Raw genomic sequence first — 16,809 nt, 5'->3', positions numbered from 1 at the left:
CCGAGGCGTGCGCTCGCGCCCTGATCGCGCGCCGTCAGGCGAGCCCGAGGAGAGGGCCGGACGGCTCTTCCACGAGCGCACGGCATGCCGGCGGATCGATGAGCGCGCCCGGCCGGACTCGGATCAGGGGCTGGTCGCGGTGATGGTGGGCAGGGCGCTGGTGACGCCGAAGCTGCCGGTCAGCGTGGCGGCGTCGCCCACGGAGAGACCGCCGAGGGTGCAGAAGGCGCTGGCGCTGGCGATCGTCATGTTGCTGGCGCCCGTGGTGGTGATCGTCCCGGTGGTGGCGGTCTTGGTGTAGGTGCCGCCGATGACGCCGGTCTTGGAGTTGGCGCCGCCGGGACCGTCGACCTGGACGGTGCACAGGCCGCCGAGGGCGGTGCCCTTGACGGAGAGCCCGCGGATCTCGCCGGGCGTGACGGTCGTGCCGCTGCCGGTGGTGACGCCGGTGACGAAGAGCTGCGCCGTGCCGTTCTGCGTCAGGTTGAAGGTCATCGGCGGCGAGATGTTGGTGGTGGTGCAGCCGCTCGTGGTGATCGCCAGGCCCGTGATCACCGGGGTTCCGCCGGACGAGGGCGGGGTCGAGACCCAGGTGCCGGAGGTGTTGGCCCTCGTGCCGGTGGCGGAGGCGGAGGTGCAGGCGGCGGTGATGGGGAGGTTGCCCGCCGAGAAGACGAGGTTGCTGGAGGTGGCGGTGACCGTGGTGGGGCCGGAGTACGTCCAGCTTCCGCTGAGGGCGAAGGCGGGGCTGCCGACGACGAGCGCCACGGCGCCCGCGCCGACGGCGGATACGGCGAGCTTGCGGAGCATGGGGGGTGGCCTTTCCTTCGGGGTGGGACCGTGAGCGGGCGATGACGCTTCGTGCGTCAGGCCAGCTCAGCGGCGAGGTTTTCACCTGCTTGTCCCCGAGCGTAGGTAGGCCTTGGTGGCCCGGCAAGGCGTCGGCGGGGCCCTAGTCGGAAGTCTGTCAACGGGTGAGTAAGAGCCTTGAGACTCTCGTATCCACGATGACAAATCTGGAACGTTCTCATGCGAGAAAGGGCGCCGGTCGGTTCGACCGGCGCCCTGAGGAGGGTGTGCGGGGCGCTTAGAGCGCGACGCCCAGGAGCGCGTCGGTGATCGCGCGGAGCTGGGCCGGGGCCTCGGGGTCGGCGCCGTCGGCGGCGGCCCAGCGGTCCACGGCGGCCAGGGCGGCGGGGGCGTCGAGGTCGGTGGTGAGGGCCTCGCGGATCTCGGCGAGGAAGGGGGCCGCGGGGGCGGCGGTGAGACGTTCCACGGCGGCCCGCCAGCGCGAGAGGCGCTCGTTGGCGGCGTCGAGCTGGGGGGCGGTCCACTCCCAGTCGGCGCGGTAGTGGTGGGCCAGCAGGGCCAGGCGGATGGCCATGGGGTCGGTGCCGGACTGGCGCAGCTTGGAGACGAAGACGAGGTTGCCGCGGGACTTCGACATCTTCTCGCCGTCGAGGGCGACCATGCCGGCGTGGACGTAGGCGCGGGCGTGGGGGTGCTCGCCGGTGGCGGCCTGGGCGTGGGAGGCGCTGAACTCGTGGTGGGGGAAGGTCAGGTCGCTGCCGCCGCCCTCGACGTCGAAGGACATGCCGAGGTAGCGCAGCGAGATCGCCGAGCACTCGATGTGCCAGCCGGGGCGGCCCTCGCCGAAGGGGGAGTCCCAGCAGGGCTCGCCCGGCCGGTGCGCCAGCCACAGGAGGGCGTCCAGCGGGTCCTTCTTGCCGGCGCGGGCCGGGTCGCCGCCGCGCTCGGCGAACAGCGGCAGCATCTCGGCGGCGGTGAGCCCGCTGACGCCGCCGAAGTCCGGGTCGGCGGTGACGGGGAAGTACAGGTCGCCGTCGAGCTCGTAGGTCAGCCCGGACGCCTTCAGCCCCTCGATCATCTCGACGATCATCGGGATGGCCTCGACCGCGCCGATGTAGTGCGCGGGCGGGACGATCCGCAGGGCCTCCATATCGGTGCGGAACAGCTCGATCTCCCGCTCGGCGAGGTCGCGCCAGTCGACGCCGGTGGCCTCGGCGCGCTCCAGCAGCGGGTCGTCGACGTCGGTGGCGTTCTGCACGTACAGGACGTCGTGGCCGAGGTCGCGCCACACCCGTCCGACGAGGTCGAAGGCGAGGTAGGTGTTGGCGTGGCCGAGGTGCGTGGCGTCGTAGGGGGTGATGCCGCACACGTACATCCGGGCGACCGGCCCCGGGTCCGTCGCCTTGACCGTGCGGGTCGCGCTGTCGTAAAGGCGCAGGGCGGGCCCGGGGGAGGCCAGGCCCAGATCGGAGAGACGGGGGACCCGGGGAGCTGACCACGAACGCATGCCGTCAGCTTACCGACGCGGCGGAGGAAGCGGATCAGACGGGCGGTTCCATGCCCCGCCGGCGCAGATACCGCTCGAATTCGCGGGCGATGGATTCGCCCGTGGCCTCCGGGAGTTCGGTGGCGTCCTTGGCCTCCTCCAGGGTGCGGACGTAGTCGGCGACCTCGCTGTCCTGCTCGGCCAGCTCGTTCACACCCTCCTCCCATGCGCGGGACTGCTCGGGCAGTTCGCCGAGCGGCACGGCCACGTCGAGGAGGTCCTCGACGCGGCGCAGCAGCGCCAGGGTCGCCTTGGGGTTGGGCGGGGAGGAGACGTAGTGGGGGACCTGCGCCCACAGCGCCACGGTCTCGACGCCGCCGGCCTCCAGCCTGTCCTGGAGGACGCCGAGGATGCCCGTCGGCCCCTCGTAGGACGACTGCTCCAGGGTCTCGTCGCCGAACGCGGGGCCGCCGCCCGAGCCCGACACCGGGACGGGCCTGGTGTGGGGGGCGTCGGCGAGCAGGGCGCCGAGCAGGAGGGCCGAGCGGACGCCGAGCCGGGCGAGGTAGTCGGTGAGTTCCCGGCAGAAGCCGCGCCACCGCATGTTCGGCTCGATTCCGTGCAGGAGCACCACGTCGCGGCCGGAGTCCAGCCTGACGACGGAGATCCGGGTGGTCGGCCACACGATCTTGCGGTCGTCGCCGAGTCCTTCGACGCGCGGCCGCGTCACCTGGAAGTCGTAGTAGTCCTCCGGGTCGATCTCGGCGATCTGCCGGGCGCCCCAGCTCGTCGCGAGATGGGCGATCACTCCACTGGCGGCCTCGCCCGCGTCGTTCCAGCCTTCGAACGCCGCGATGAGCACCGGGCGGTCCAGCACGGGCACGGAATCGAGTTCGAGCACACGGCCTCCTACCGGGGACGACGATGGATTCGCAATTGGATCACGGTCAAGTCCAGCCTACGTCCTGGGCAACCCCTACCCATCCGACAGCGGGTCATCCCTGTGCGGTAGGGATGAGGTGATCCGTATCGCGTCACATTCCAGGACGCTCGCGGATCACTTCCCGTCGGTGGTGTGCACGATCAGCACGTCGACGGGGGAGCGGTGGGAGAGGTTGGCCGGAACGGACCCGAGGAGCCGGCCCGCGAGGCTGTTGAGGCCGCGGTTGCCGACCACGACAAGGTCGACCGACTCCTCCTTGGCGACGGAGGCCAGGACGTCGACGGCGTCGCCTTCGCGGGCGACCTCGGCGATCTCCGTGGCGCCGGCGGCGACGGCCCGGTCCCGGGCCGCGCGCAGCACGTCCTCGGCCGGGGTGGAGCCCTGGACCTTGTAGGCGAGGTCGCCGAGGCGGTCGGCCGCCTCGTTGCGCTCGCGCTCGGGCATCGGATGGTAGGCCGACACCAGGATGAGCCGGGCGCCGGTCGCGGCGGCGATCTCGGCGGCGCGCTCGACGGCGAGGAAAGAGGTCTTGGAGCCGTCGGTGCCGACGACGATGGACCGGTACGTCATGGGGGGTGCTCCTTACCAGTCGGTAGTTGTTCACGGAACGCTAGCGGGCCCGCCGGTGTTCCCGCCACGTATGACCGCATAGCCTTGGTTCACGTGACTCTTCAGGCTCTTGCTTTCGACCTCGACGGGACCCTCATCGACTCCGAGCCGGTCTGGCACTCGGTCGAGCGGGATGTGACGGAGTGGCTCGGGGGGACCTGGGGCACCGAGCACCAGGACGCCGTGGTCGGCAGTTCCCTGTACGCCGCGTCCCGGTACATCATCGACCTGGCCGGGGCGGACGCCTCCGTCGAGGAGGTCGGGCGGCGGATGCTCGACCTCATGAAGGAGCGCCTGCCGACCGAGCTGGAGATCATCCCCGGCGCCAAGGAGATCCTCACCGACGCGCGCGCCGAGGGCGTGCCCGTGGCGTTGGTCACCTCGACGTTCCGGGAGCTGGCCGAGGTGGCGATCGAGGCGCTCGGCCGCGACCTGTTCACGGTCACGGTGACGGGCGACGAGGTGGACCACACGAAGCCGCACCCCGATCCCTACCTCAAGGCATGCCGCCTGCTCGGCTCCGAGCCTTCCGCGACGGTCGCGCTGGAGGACTCCCCGACGGGCGTGGCCGCGGCCGAGGCGGCGGGCTGCGTGGTGGTCGCGATCCCCAACATCGTCCCGATCCCGGCGGGTCCGCGCCGCCTCGTCGTCCCGGCGCTGGCCGATCTGAGCCTGGACCGCCTCCGGGAGATCGCCGCCTCCCGGTAAGGGGTTCCTCAGGGGCGGACCCTTCTCGCGGAGGAGGGACCGGTTTGCCTCGACATGTGAGTATGAAGGGAAGAGCCGAGTCCGCCGGCAGGCGGTCGAGTGCGATGACGAGGGGCGATCGGCGATGAGTGGTTCCTTCCTGTTCATGGTGAGCCTGGTGGCCACGCTCGTGGGCCTTGCGGCGAGCTGGGGGGTGAGCCGGACCCGCGGCACCGCCTCGGGGATGCGCGGCGCGGCCTGGTCGCTGGTGCCGCTCGGGCTCTACCTGACCGGCGTCACGGAGTTCCTGTGGTCGCTGGCGTTCAGTCCGGTGCGGTGGGGCGGCGTGGCCGTCCTGGCACTCGCGGGGGCGCTGTACATGGTGTCGGGCGTCCGCCTGCGGGCGGGCAAGGCGCAGCGGGCCGTGCGGGGCGGGCAGGCGGCTTCGGCGCCGCCCGCGGTGCGCGGCGGCAGGTCCGCGCCGCCGGTCGACGACGACATGGCCGAGATCGAGGAGATCCTGCGCCGCCGCGGCCTGTGACGCCCCGCGCCTGACCGAAACCTGAGGCCCGTCCCCCTGGGGGCGGGCCTTTCGCGTGCCTTCCATAGCTTCGGGGTTATGTCAGGAGCTATGCCCCTCAGGCCCCTCTCACGTCCCGAGCATCGTCGAACGCGAATATTCTCTCGCGAGACGCCCCGTTCACCCTGGTTCCAGCTGTGCCTGCCGGACTCAGAACGGTAAATCTTCACGAGACCGCGCCGCTCAGGTGCGGTTCATATCGGATGCACGTATAACATCTCTCCGCGCGTCCGAAATTGACGAAGACTTCACGGAACGTTCCACTTCCCTCGGAGTCGGGCTCGGTCGGATGCGTCACGGGGTGGCAACTTTCTGTGAAACAAGCCGTCCCTCGTGCCCGGAGACAGCCGCACCCGCCGGTACAAGGGGCACGTACACCGCTACGCGCAGTGGCGGTGTCCAGGTGGCGAGGAAGGAACGTGCGTGACCGCGCCGATCGAAGTGACGAAGGGTGAGGCAGAGGCCCACCCGGAGGACGTCCTCAAGGGCGTTCCCAGCGAGGCGATCCAGGGCCGTTCGCTGGGACGGATCGCCTGGACGCGCCTCAAGCGCGACAAGGCCGCCGTCGCCGGCGGCGTCGTCATCATCGCGCTGATCGTCATCGCCGCCATCGGGCCGTGGTTCCTGCAGGACCACGAAGTGTGGCACCAGGACCTCATCGACCCGACCATGCAGCGGCCCTACGACGGCTGGCTGCACTCGGGCATCAGCTGGGACCACCTGCTCGGCGTCGAGCCGACGACCGGCCGCGACATGCTGGCCCGGATCGTCATGGGCGCCCGTATCTCCCTGATCGTCGCGTTCCTCGCGACGCTCCTGTCGGTCACCATCGGGACCGTCCTCGGCGTCGCCGCCGGCTACTTCGGCGGCTGGATCGACACGATCATCAGCCGGGCCATGGACGTCTTCCTGGCGTTCCCGCTGCTGCTGTTCGCGATCGCGCTGGTGGGCGTCGTGCCCGACAGCGTCTTCGGCCTGACCGGCAACTGGGTGCGCATCGGCGTCCTGATCTTCGTCATCGGCTTCTTCAGCTGGCCCTACATCGGCCGGATCGTGCGCGGCCAGACCCTGTCGCTGCGCGAGCGCGAGTTCGTCGACGCGGCCCGCAGCCTCGGCGCGAGCCACGGGCACATCCTGTTCAAGGAGCTGCTGCCCAACCTGCTGGCGCCGATCATCGTCTACACGACGCTGCTGATCCCGACGAACATCCTGTTCGAGGCGGCCCTGTCCTTCCTGGGCGTCGGCGTGATCCCGCCGATGACGTCCTGGGGCGCGATGCTCAGCCTCGCGGTGTCGAGCTACGAGAACACCCCCATGTTCATGATCATCCCCGGCCTCGCCATCTTCCTCACGGTGATGGCCTTCAACCTGCTCGGGGACGGGTTGCGCGACGCGCTCGACCCCCGCGCCCGGTGACCCCCACCAGGTGGGTTTGCGTTCCCTGCCAGTTCTGTAGAGAGGTGCTCTCAGCACAATGAACAAGATCAAGATCGGTGCGTCGCTCGCCGCGTGCGCCGTGCTCGCCGCCGGCCTGACGGCCTGCGGAGGGGACTCGGACTCGGGTGCGGACTCCTCCTCCACCGCGGTCCAGAACGCGGCCAACACCTCGATCCTCAACCCGTCCGACAAGACCGGTGGGGAACTGCGGTACGCGATGTCCAGCGACTGGGACTCGCCGGACCCGGGTGACACCTACTACGCGTTCTCCTGGAACTTCGCCCGCTACTACGCGCGCACCCTGGTGACGTACAAGAACGCGCCGGGCGCCGAGGGCCAGGAGCTCGTTCCGGACCTCGCCGAGTCCCTCGGCAAGGCCTCGAACAACAACAAGACCTGGACGTACAAGCTCAAGAAGGGCGTCAAGTACGACGACGGCACTGAGATCACCGCTCAGGACGTCAAGTACGCCGTCGAGCGGTCGAACTTCACCGACGAGCTCCAGGGCGGACCGAAGTACTTCAAGCAGTACCTCGTCGACAACGCGACCCCCTACAAGGGCCCGTACAAGGACAAGTCCGCCGAGGGCCTGAAGTCCATCGAGACCCCGGACAAGTACACGATCAAGTTCAACCTGAACACGCCGTTCGCGGAGTTCGACTACCTGGCCTTCATGCCGCAGACCGCGCCGGTCCCGCAGGCCAAGGACACCGGTCTGAACTACAAGAAGAACATCGTCTCCTCCGGCCCGTACAAGATCGACTCGTACGAGGTCGGCAAGGCGATGAAGCTCTCCCGCAACACCCACTGGGACCAGAGCACCGACGAGCTCCGCAAGGCGCTCCCGGACACCATCACCGTCGCGCTCGGCCAGGAGCAGGACGACATCGACGCCCGTCTGATGTCCGGCTCCCTCGACGTGGACCTCGCCGCGGGCGGCCTCGCCACCGCCGCGCAGCCCAAGGCCCTCGGCGGCAGCGAGAAGGCCAACACCGACGCCGCGGCCGGCTCGGCGCTGACCTACATGACGATCGACAGCCGCGTGGCCCCGTTCGACAACATCGCCTGCCGCCGCGCCGTCCAGTACGCGGTCGACAAGACCTCCGTGCAGACCGCCCTCGGCGGCCCGATCACCGGCGGCGACATCGCCTCCACGGTGCTCCCGCCGACCGTCGTCGGCCACCAGGACTTCGACAAGTACCCGAGCGCGAACAACGCCGGTGACGTCGCCAAGGCCAAGGAGCAGCTCACCGCCTGCGGCAAGGCCGACGGCTTCACCGCCAAGCTGACCTACCGCGCCGACCGCCCCAAGGAGGTCGCCACCGCCGAGTCGATCCAGCAGAGCCTCGGCAAGGCCGGCATCAAGGTCGACCTGAAGGGCTACCCGTCGGGTGACTACTTCACCAAGTACGCCGGCTCGCCCGCGTTCCTGAAGGACAACGGCGTCGGCCTGGCCATGATGAAGTGGTCCGCCGACTGGCCGTCGGGCTTCGGCTTCCTCCAGCAGATCCTGGACGGCCGCAGCATCAAGTCGACCGGCAACACCAACATCTCCTCCACCGACCTGCCGAAGATCAACAAGCTCTTCGACAAGTCCACCAAGGAGGGTGACGCCGACGCGCGCAACAAGCTGTACGGGCAGATCGACCAGCTCTCGATGGACAACGCGGACGTCGTTCCGCTGACCTACTCCGTGCAGCTGCTCTACCGCCCCGCCAACCTGACCAACGTCGTGGTGTCCGAGTTCATGGGCGGCCAGTACGACTACGTCAACCTCGGCCTCAAGTAAGGCCTCCCAACCGCTCGTCATCACCGAAAGCAGGTGAAGGCCGAGTGGTGGTCCCGGCCCCCTCGCGGGGGCCGGGATCACCGGGCCGTTCCTCGTGTTCGCATTCATCGTCAGGCGCCTCATCGGCGCGGTCCTCATGCTGGTGGTCGTCAGCATGGTCACGTTCGGCATCTTCTTCCAGCTGCCGAAGCTGGCCGGGCAGACCACCGACCAGCTCGCCGCCTCCTATGTCGGCAAGGCCCCCACGGCCGAGGCCATCGCGGACGTCAAGGAACGGCTCGGGCTGGACGACCCCATCGCCGTTCAGTACGGCCGGTTCGTGGAGGGCATCTTCGCCGGCCAGGACTTCAGCAACGGCCCGAGCGTCGACCACTGCTCGGCGCCGTGCCTGGGCTTCTCCTTCCGCACCAATGAGCCGGTCCTGCCCACGCTCCTCGACCGGGCCCCGGTGACGCTGTCGCTCGGCATCGGCGCGTCGATCATCTGGCTCGTCAGCGGCGTCGGCATCGGCATCCTGTCCGCGCTGCGGCGCGGCACGGTCTTCGACCGGGCGGCCATGGCCATCGCCCTCGCGGGCGTGTCCCTGCCGGTGTACTTCACCGGCATGGTCGCGATGTCGATCTTCGTCTACTCGCTGGGCTGGTGGGACGGCATCTCCTACGTCGGCTTCCTGGAGAACCCCGGGTTGTGGGCGTGGAACCTCATCCTCCCCTGGGTGACCCTGGCGTTCCTGTACGCGGCCACGTACGCGCGGCTCACGCGGTCGGGAATGCTGGAGACGATGGGCGAGGACTACATCCGCACCGCGCGGGCCAAGGGCCTGCCGGAGCGGACCGTGATCGGCAAGCACGCGCTGCGCGCGTCGCTCACCCCGATCGTCACGATCTTCGGCCTCGACCTGGGCCTGCTGCTGGGCGGCGCGGTCCTCACCGAGCAGGTGTTCAGCCTGAAGGGCCTCGGCTCCCTGTCGATCACCTCGATCCTCTCGGGCGACCTGCCGATGGTGATGGGCGTCGTGCTGCTCGCGACGGTCTTCATCGTCCTGGCGAGCCTGATCGTGGACATTCTGTACGCCGTCGTCGACCCGAGGGTGAGGCTGGGCAGTTGAGCACCGTGAGCGAATCGGCACCGGCGGCCCCGGCCGCGACCGGCAAGGCGTTCCTCGACGTCCGGGGCCTGCGCATCCACTTCCCGACCGACGACGGACTGGTCAAGTCCGTCGACGGCCTGGACTTCACCCTGGAGCGGGGGCAGACCCTCGGCATCGTGGGCGAATCCGGCTCGGGCAAGTCGGTGACGAGCCTCGGCATCCTCGGCCTGCACAACCGGCGCAACTCCCGCATGTCGGGTGAGATCTGGCTGGACGGCAAGGAGCTCGTCGGCGCGGACCCGCAGGAGGTCCGCCGGATGCGCGGCAAGACGATGGCGATGATCTTCCAGGATCCGCTGTCGGCGATGCACCCCTTCTACACGGTCGGCGCGCAGATCATCGAGGCGTACCGGATCCACCACGACGTGTCGAAGAAGGCGGCCCGCAAGCACGCCATCGACATGCTCGGCAGGGTCGGCATCCCCACGCCCGACAAGCGCGTGGACGACTACCCGCACCAGTTCTCCGGCGGCATGCGCCAGCGCGCGATGATCGCCATGGCGCTGGCCTGCGACCCCGAGCTGCTCATCGCCGACGAGCCCACCACGGCCCTCGACGTGACCGTCCAGGCGCAGATCCTCGACCTGCTGCGCGACCTCCAGCAGGAGTTCAACTCGGCCATCGTCATGATCACCCACGACCTCGGCGTCGTCGCCGAGCTGTCGGACCGGATCATGGTGATGTACGGCGGCCGCTCGATCGAGCAGGGCACCGTCGAGGAGCTCTTCCACGCCCCGCAGCACCCCTACACGTGGGGACTGCTCGGGTCGATGCCGCGGCTGGACCGGGCGCGGACCGACCGGCTCATGCCGGTGAAGGGCTCACCGCCGTCGCTGATCAACCTGCCGTCGGGCTGCGCGTTCAACCCGCGCTGCGCGCACATGCTGGGCGACGGCAGCCCCTGCACCACGGTCCGCCCCGAGCTGGTGACGACCGCCGCGCACGCGAGCCACCGGGTCGCCTGCCATCTGACCCCCGACCAGCGACTGGACATCTGGGAGAACCAGATCCGGCCGAACCTCTGAAGAAGGTGAGCGCTTTGGGTTCCACGCCCCTGCTGGAGGTCACCGGTCTCCAGAAGCACTTCCCGGTGCACGCAGGCCTGCTGCGCCGCCAGGTCGCGGCCGTCAAGGCCGTGGACGGGGTGTCCTTCTCCGTCAACAAGGGTGAGACGCTCGGCCTGGTGGGCGAGTCGGGCTGCGGCAAGACGACGACCGGCCGGATGATCATGCGGCTGCTCGACCCGACGGCCGGGAGCATCAAGTTCGAGGGCCGGGAGATCGCGGATCTCGCGCCGGGCAAGATGCGCCCGCTGCGCCGCGACATCCAGATGATCTTCCAGGACCCGTACTCGTCGCTGAATCCGCGCAAGACCGTCGGGTCGATCGTCGGCGCGCCGTTCCGGCTCCAGAACATCGACACGCCGCAGGGCGTGAAGAAGGCAGTGCAGGAGCTGCTGGAGCTGGTCGGTCTCAGCCCCGAGCACTACAACCGCTACCCGCACGAGTTCTCCGGCGGCCAGCGCCAGCGCATCGGCATCGCCAGGACCCTCGCGCTCAAGCCGAAGCTGATCATCGCCGACGAGCCGGTCTCCGCGCTCGACGTGTCGATCCAGGCGCAGGTGGTGAACCTGCTGGAGGACCTGCAGAACGAGCTCGGCCTCACCTATGTGGTGATCGCGCACGACCTGTCGGTGGTCCGGCACATCTCCGACCGCGTCGGCGTCATGTACCTGGGCCGGATGGTCGAGATCGCCGACCAGGCCGACCTGTACACCCGGCCGCAGCACCCCTACACCAAGGCGCTGCTGTCGGCGGTGCCGGTGCCCGACCCGGCGGCCCGCAAGGACCGGGAGCGGATCCGGCTGACCGGCGACGTGCCGTCGCCGCTCAACCCGCCGTCCGGCTGCCCGTTCCACCCGCGGTGCTGGAAGGCCCAGCCGAAGTGCGCCACCGAGGTGCCGCAGCTGACCGACCGGGGCGAGGGCCGCAGCGTGGCCTGCCACTTCCCGGAGAGCTGACCGGGGAGCCGGCCGGAGCGCCGACCGGGGCCGCACGGGGGTCGGTCGGGGCGGGTGGCCGCCCCATGACATCTCCCGAGAACGGGTTGCCGTTACAGGAGAATGTCCCGATCATTACCGTCGGGGCCGGACGGGCTGCGTCAAGATCTCGTCTGTAAAACAACTGTTACGGCGCGCACCTTCGAGGTGCCGCAACGAGAGAACGGACATAAGGGGTTGAACACCCCTTATGTCCGTTCTTTGTCATGGCCCCATGCGTTTTCGATCTCAGCGGGATCACGATCCGGACACGGGGTCTGGCGTCCCGTCCGCCGCACGGCGACTGTGCTTCACGACAGTGTTCGAGGCATCCGTGCTGCGTGGAGGTTGTGGAGCGTGACCGCGCCGATCGAGGTGTCGGGGTCTGACCCCCAGGCACGTCCGCAAGAGGCCGAAGGCGTGGGCCGGGTGATCCACGGCAGATCCCCGTGGCAGATCGCCTGGTCGCGGCTGAAACGCGACAAGGTGGCCATCGCCGGTGCCGTGGCGATCGTCCTGCTAACCCTCGCGGCGATCTTCGGGCCGTGGTTCCTGCCGAACCCGAACGTCTCCAACCAGGACCTCATCGACACCTCGATGCTGCGGCCCAAGGAAGGCTTCCTGCACTCGGGGATGAGCTGGGAGCACCTGCTCGGCGTCGAGCCGACCACCGGCCGCGACGTCCTCGCCCGCATCCTCATCGGCACCCGCGTGTCCCTGCTCGTCGCGATCATCTCCACGCTGCTGTCGGTGGTGGTCGGCGTCGTGATCGGCGGCATCGCGGGCTACTTCGGCGGCTGGGTCGACACCGTCGTCAGCCGGGCCATGGACGCGCTCCTTGCGTTCCCGCTGCTGCTGTTCGCGATCGCCCTCGTCGGCATCCTGCCGCGCAGCATGTTCGGCATCGAGGGCAACGGGCTCAAGATCGGCCTGCTGATCGTCATCATCGGCCTGTTCTACTGCCCCTACATCGGCCGGATCGTTCGCGGCCAGGTCCTGTCGCTGCGCGAGCGCGAGTTCGTCGACGCCGCCCGCGCGCTCGGCGCCAGCCACACGCACGTGTACTTCAAGGAGATCCTGCCGAACCTCTTCGCGCCGATCATCGTCTACGCGACGCTGCTGATCCCGACGAACATCCTGTTCGAGGCGTCGCTGTCGTTCCTCGGCGTCGGGGTCAAGCCGCCGCTGCCGTCGCTCGGCGGGATGCTCAGCGAGGCCGCCAAGGGATACGAGAACACCCCGCTGTTCATGGTGTTCCCCGGCCTCACGATCTTCCTCGCGGTGCTCGCCTTCAACCTCCTCGGCGACGGCCTGCGCGACGCGCTCGACCCCCGCTCACGCTGACGGCCCCGGCCGGAGGCACCCCTACCCCCCGCCCCCCCACCATCCAGATCAGGAAGAGGTAACCCGGTTGAAGACCAGGTTCACAGCGGTCGCCGCGGCGGCGCTGATGCTGTCCGCGGGGCTTTCCGCGTGCGGCGGAAGCGACGAGCCAGAGTTCGACACCTCCCCGGCTGACACCGCCCTCACCGGCATGGCCAACCCTTCGGACGCGAAGGGCGGAACCCTGAAGTTCGGCCACTCCGACGACTGGGACTCGCCGGACATGGGCAATACGTATTACGCCTACTCGATGAACTTCGGCCGCCTCTACAGCCGGTCCCTCACGACGTTCAGCTCCGAGCCGGGCAAGACCGGCGACCTGGTCCCCGACCTGGCCGAGAACCTCGGCGAGGTCAGCGAAGACGGCCTGACCTGGACGTACAAGCTCCGCCCGGGCATCAAGTACGACGACGGCACCCCCGTCACGTCCAAGGACGTCAAGTACGCGGTCGAGCGCTCGAACTACACCGAAGAGCTCAACCAGGGCCCGCACTACTTCCAGACCTACCTCAAGGACAACAAGGAGCCCTACAAGGGCCCCTACGAGGACAAGTCCGAGAAGGGCCTGGAGTCCATCGAGACCCCCGACGACACCACGATCGTCTTCCACCTGAACCAGCCGTTCGCGGAGTTCGACTACCTCGTCTCCATGCAGACGCAGCCGGTCCCGCAGGCCAAGGACACCGGTCTGACCTACCAGAACGCGATGCTGGCCACCGGCCCGTACAAGGTCGACACCTATGAGCGCGGCAAGGTCATGAAGCTGTCGCGCAACCCCAACTGGGACCCCGCGACCGACCCGGTCCGCGCCACCCACGCGCTGCCCGAGAAGATCGAGGTCACCCTCAAGATCGAGGCCGACGACCTGGACAACCAGCTCCTCGCCGGCACGCTCGGCGTCGACCTCGCCGGCGTCGGCGTCCAGCAGGCCGCCCAGCCGAAGATCCTCGGCGACGACGAGAACCGCGGCAACTCCGACAACCCCGTCGCGGGCTACCTGCGCTACCTCGGCGTCAACCCGAACGTGAAGCCGTTCGACAACATCCACTGCCGCCGCGCCGTCCAGTACGCGGTCGACAAGGTCGCCACGCAGACCGCGCACGGCGGTCCCGAGGGCGGCGGCGCCATCGCCTCCACCGTCCTTCCGCCGAGCGTCTCCGGCTACAAGGAGGCCAACGTCTACCCGTCCGGCGCCGACAACCACGGCGACGTCGCCAAGGCCAAGGCCGAGCTCGCCGAGTGCGGCCAGCCGAACGGCTTCAAGACCAGCCTCTCGGTCCGCTCCGACCGTGACAAGGAAGTGGCCGCCGGCACCGCGGTCCAGGAGGCGCTGGCCCGCATCGGCGTCGAGGCCGAGATCCAGAGCGTCCCGGCGGGCGACTACTTCGGCAAGTACGCCGGCGCCCAGAAGTGGATCCGCGACAACAACGTCGGCCTGCTGTCCATGGCGTGGGCGCCCGACTGGCCCTCCGGCTACGGCTTCCTCTCCCAGATCGTCGACAGCCGCATCATCCGCGAGTCCGGCAACACCAACATCCAGGAGACCAAGCTCCCCGAGGTCGACAAGCTCCTGGACGACGCCGCGAAGAACACCGACATCACCGCGCGCGAGGCGATCTACACCCAGATCGACGAGCTGGTGATGGAGGACGCGACGATCCTCCCGCTGGTCTACGCCAAGATCCTGCTCTACCGGCCCCCGAACGTCACCAACCTGACGGTCAGCGAGGGCTACGGCGGCATGTACGACTACCTGAACATCGGCGTCCGCTAGTCCGCCTGCCGCACGCCGCATCAGAAGGTAGGTGAAAGGCCTCGCACCCGGGCCCGTCCGCGAGGACGGGCCCGGTCCGGCCGCCGCCCGTGTTCTCATTCCTCATCCGCCGCCTCTTCGGGGCGATCGCCATGCTGGTCGTCAGCAGCATGGTCACCTTCGGGATCTTCTTCGTCCTGCCGAAGCTCGCCGGGCAGACCACGGACCAGATCGCCGTCACCTACGCGGGCCGCGCCCCGAACGACAAGGTCATCGCCGACGTCAAGGCCCGCCTGCACCTCGACGACCCGATCATCGTCCAGTACGCGCGGTTCGCCCAGGGCATCGTCGCCGGGCAGAACTTCGACAACGGGCCGAGTGAGATCTGGTGCCCGCCGCCCTGCCTCGGCTACTCCTTCCGCACCTCCCAGCCCGTGCTGCCGACCATCATCGACCGGGCGCCCGTCACCCTCTCGCTGTCGTTCGGCGCGGCGATCCTGTGGATGGTCTCCGGCGTCGGCATCGGGATCCTGTCGGCGCTGCGGCGCGGCAGCGTCTTCGACCGGGTCGCGATGATCATCGCGTTGGCGGGGGTGTCCCTGCCGATCTACTTCACCGGCATGCTCGCCAAGGCGATCTTCGTCTACGGGTTCGAGTTCTGGGAGGAGGTCCGGTACGTCCCGCTCACCGAGAGCCCCGTCGAATGGGCGTCCAACCTGATCCTGCCGTGGGTCACCCTGTCCTTCCTGTACGCGGCCACGTACGCGCGGCTGACCAGGGCGGGCATGCTGGAGACGTTCGGCGAGGACTACATCCGCACCGCGCGCGCCAAGGGCCTGAAAGAGCAGACCGTCATCGGCAAGCACGCGCTGCGCGCCTCGCTCACGCCCGTCCTCACCGTCTTCGGCCTCGACCTGGGGCTGCTGCTGGGCGGCGCGGTGCTCACCGAGAGCACCTTCGGGTTCCCCGGGCTCGGCGCTCTGTCCATTCAGTCGATCTTCACCGGGGACCTGCCGATGGTGATCGGCGTCGTCCTCGTCTCCACGTTCTTCGTGGTGTTCCTGAACTTCCTGGTGGACGTCCTGTACGCGGTCGTCGACCCGAGGGTGAGGCTCTCGTGAGCGGTCCGTTCCTCGATGTGCGGGACCTGCGCATCCACTTCCCGACCGACGACGGACTGGTGAAGTCCGTCGACGGGCTGTCGTTCTCGGTCGAGCGGGGCAGCACGCTCGGGATCGTGGGGGAGTCGGGGTCGGGCAAGTCGGTGACGAGCCTCGGCATCCTCGGCCTGCACAACCGCAAGAACGCGCGGGTGTCGGGCGAGATCTGGCTGAACGGCCGCGAGCTGGTCGGCGCCGATCCCGACGACGTCCGCAAGCTGCGCGGCCGCGACATGGCGATGATCTTCCAGGATCCGCTGTCGTCGATGCACCCGTTCTTCACCGTCGGCGCCCAGATCATCGAGGCGTACCGGATCCACAACGACGTGTCGAAGAAGGCGGCGCGCAAGCACGCGATCGACATGCTCGGCAGGGTGGGCATCCCGACGCCGGAGAAGCGCGTGGACGACTACCCGCACCAGTTCTCCGGCGGCATGCGCCAGCGCGCGATGATCGCGATGGCGCTCTCGTGCGACCCGGAACTGCTGATCGCCGACGAGCCGACGACGGCCCTGGACGTCACCGTGCAGGCGCAGATCCTCGACCTGCTGCGCGACCTCCAGCAGGAGTTCAACTCCGCGATCATCATGATCACCCACGATCTCGGCGTGGTCGCCGAGATCGCCGACGACGTCCTGGTCATGTACGGCGGCAGATGCGTGGAGCAGGGGGGCGTGGACGACATGTTCCACCGGCCGCTGCACCCCTACACGTGGGGTCTGCTCGGGTCGATGCCGCGGCTGGACCGGGCGCGGACCGACCGGCTCATGCCGGTGAAGGGCGCGCCGCCGTCGCTGATCAACCTGCCGTCGGGCTGCGCGTTCCATCCGCGCTGCGCCTACGCCGACCGGACGGGCGGGCTCAGCCAGAGCGAGGTGCCCGAGCTGCGGGTCGAGCTGGAGGAGACGCACCGGGCGGCCTGCCACCTGGACGCCGTCGAGCGCCGCCGGATCTGGGACGCCGAGATCGGTCCGAAGCTGTGAG

Annotated in this window: 15 protein-coding genes; 11 read left to right on the top strand and 4 right to left on the bottom strand. The window is 69.1% G+C overall.

All coding sequences use genetic code 11. The annotated features are described in order from the left end of the window. Nucleotides 1-123: 123 nt before the first annotated feature. The 4 genes from ACYVOM_RS21320 to ACYVOM_RS21305 all read right to left on the bottom strand — a co-directional run bounded on the left by ACYVOM_RS21320 (nt 124) and on the right by ACYVOM_RS21305 (nt 3,809). Nucleotides 124-810: a hypothetical protein gene (locus ACYVOM_RS21320; protein WP_460305194.1), complete on the bottom strand. Its 687-nt coding sequence runs from the start codon at nt 808-810 to the stop codon at nt 124-126. Between the two features lie 277 nt (nt 811-1,087). After that, nucleotides 1,088-2,317 carry a cysteine--1-D-myo-inosityl 2-amino-2-deoxy-alpha-D-glucopyranoside ligase gene (gene mshC / locus ACYVOM_RS21315; RefSeq protein WP_460305193.1) on the bottom strand — a complete coding sequence of 410 codons (1,230 nt, stop codon included), beginning with the start codon at nt 2,315-2,317 and terminating at the stop codon, nt 1,088-1,090. 34 nt (nt 2,318-2,351) lie between these two features. Further along, on the bottom strand, nt 2,352-3,197 hold the full coding sequence (locus ACYVOM_RS21310; RefSeq protein ID WP_460305192.1) for a PAC2 family protein: 846 nt from the start codon (nt 3,195-3,197) through the stop codon (nt 2,352-2,354). 156 nt (nt 3,198-3,353) lie between these two features. Further along, a complete protein-coding gene (locus ACYVOM_RS21305; RefSeq protein WP_460305191.1) occupies nt 3,354-3,809 on the bottom strand; it encodes a universal stress protein in 456 nt (151 codons plus the stop codon). Nucleotides 3,810-3,902: 93 nt separating this feature from the next. Here ACYVOM_RS21305 and ACYVOM_RS21300 point away from each other — a divergent pair, with 93 nt between their 5' ends. The 11 genes from ACYVOM_RS21300 (at nt 3,903) to ACYVOM_RS21250 (ending at nt 16,808) form a co-directional block, all read left to right on the top strand. Next, nucleotides 3,903-4,556 (top strand): HAD family hydrolase, encoded by a 654-nt coding sequence (locus ACYVOM_RS21300; RefSeq protein ID WP_460305190.1) that lies wholly within the window; start codon nt 3,903-3,905, stop codon nt 4,554-4,556. Between the two features lie 124 nt (nt 4,557-4,680). Continuing rightward, nucleotides 4,681-5,076, top strand: a complete 396-nt coding sequence (locus ACYVOM_RS21295; RefSeq protein WP_460305189.1) for a hypothetical protein — start codon at nt 4,681-4,683, stop codon at nt 5,074-5,076. A 462-nt stretch (nt 5,077-5,538) separates the two neighbouring features. Beyond that, a complete protein-coding gene (locus ACYVOM_RS21290) occupies nt 5,539-6,531 on the top strand; it encodes an ABC transporter permease (protein WP_460305188.1) in 993 nt (330 codons plus the stop codon). Nucleotides 6,532-6,589: 58 nt separating this feature from the next. Next, entirely contained in the window at nt 6,590-8,341 is a 1,752-nt protein-coding gene (locus ACYVOM_RS21285; protein ID WP_460305187.1) for an ABC transporter substrate-binding protein, read from the top strand. 94 nt (nt 8,342-8,435) lie between these two features. Continuing rightward, nucleotides 8,436-9,449 carry an ABC transporter permease gene (locus ACYVOM_RS21280; RefSeq protein WP_460305186.1) on the top strand — a complete coding sequence of 338 codons (1,014 nt, stop codon included), beginning with the start codon at nt 8,436-8,438 and terminating at the stop codon, nt 9,447-9,449. Next, entirely contained in the window at nt 9,446-10,516 is a 1,071-nt protein-coding gene (locus ACYVOM_RS21275) for an ABC transporter ATP-binding protein (protein ID WP_460305185.1), read from the top strand. Before ACYVOM_RS21280 ends, ACYVOM_RS21275 begins: the two co-directional genes overlap by 4 nt. Before the next feature lie 14 nt (nt 10,517-10,530). Beyond that, a complete protein-coding gene (locus ACYVOM_RS21270) occupies nt 10,531-11,511 on the top strand; it encodes an ABC transporter ATP-binding protein (RefSeq protein WP_460305184.1) in 981 nt (326 codons plus the stop codon). 375 nt (nt 11,512-11,886) lie between these two features. After that, the gene (locus ACYVOM_RS21265) at nt 11,887-12,873 is read left to right on the top strand and encodes an ABC transporter permease (protein ID WP_460305183.1); all 987 of its coding nucleotides are present in this window, start codon (nt 11,887-11,889) and stop codon (nt 12,871-12,873) included. A 67-nt stretch (nt 12,874-12,940) separates the two neighbouring features. Continuing rightward, nucleotides 12,941-14,686: an ABC transporter substrate-binding protein gene (locus tag ACYVOM_RS21260; protein WP_460305182.1), complete on the top strand. Its 1,746-nt coding sequence runs from the start codon at nt 12,941-12,943 to the stop codon at nt 14,684-14,686. Nucleotides 14,687-14,775: 89 nt separating this feature from the next. Then, on the top strand, nt 14,776-15,786 hold the full coding sequence (locus tag ACYVOM_RS21255) for an ABC transporter permease (RefSeq protein WP_460305181.1): 1,011 nt from the start codon (nt 14,776-14,778) through the stop codon (nt 15,784-15,786). Beyond that, nucleotides 15,783-16,808 (top strand): ABC transporter ATP-binding protein, encoded by a 1,026-nt coding sequence (locus ACYVOM_RS21250; protein ID WP_460305180.1) that lies wholly within the window; start codon nt 15,783-15,785, stop codon nt 16,806-16,808. Before ACYVOM_RS21255 ends, ACYVOM_RS21250 begins: the two co-directional genes overlap by 4 nt. Nucleotide 16,809 lies beyond the last annotated feature (1 nt).

The organism is Actinocorallia aurea, assembly GCF_054783995.1.
This window is presented reverse-complemented; position numbering and strand designations above follow the sequence as displayed.